A 483-nucleotide genomic window follows, 5' to 3' on the forward strand; every position below is an offset into this window, starting at 1 on the left:
GAGGCGGTCGACGCGAAGATCGACGAGCTGGCGTCCGACCACCTCCCGTACGCCCACGAGCGGCTCTACTCGACGGAGACGCTGAAACAGACCGGCGCGCGCTACGAGGACTTGGTCGCGGACGGGGAGTAAACGGACTGGAACGCGAGCGGAAACGAACGAGAAAAACGGGACGACCCGGACCGCGGTTCAGTCGTCGCCGAGGACGGTCGTCCGCTCGCCGGTAGCGGCGTCGCTCGCGACGCGGTCGCCGTCGGCGTCGACGCCGCGGTCGGCGCCGAGGCGGTCGAGCGCGTCGGCGCCCGCGACCGCGACGACGACGAAGCCGACCTTCGAGACGACGTCGAGGTAGACGAACACGAGCATCTCCGTCGCGGGCGTCAACACGCCGAACCCGGTGGGCGCGAGCAGCCACACGACCGGGTACAGCGTCCACAGCACCACCGTGATATTCCGGAGCGTGCCGAAGACCGCACGGACCCG

General features: G+C 70.0%; 1 protein-coding gene and 1 pseudogene. One reads left to right on the top strand and one right to left on the bottom strand.

What is annotated here, in order from left to right; genetic code table 11:
• Positions 1 to 132: pseudogene (locus DVK07_RS21410) on the top strand (Lrp/AsnC family transcriptional regulator); the annotation flags it as partial.
• Positions 133 to 189: 57 nt separating this feature from the next.
• Here DVK07_RS21410 and DVK07_RS21415 read toward each other — a convergent pair.
• Positions 190 to 483 (bottom strand): bacteriorhodopsin (locus DVK07_RS21415; protein ID WP_158603225.1); only part of this gene is annotated, 294 nt, incomplete at its 5' end.

Origin of the sequence: Halorubrum sp. Atlit-26R, assembly GCF_003666015.1 — an archaeon.
In the GTDB taxonomy this organism is placed as follows: Archaea; Halobacteriota; Halobacteria; order Halobacteriales; family Haloferacaceae; genus Halorubrum.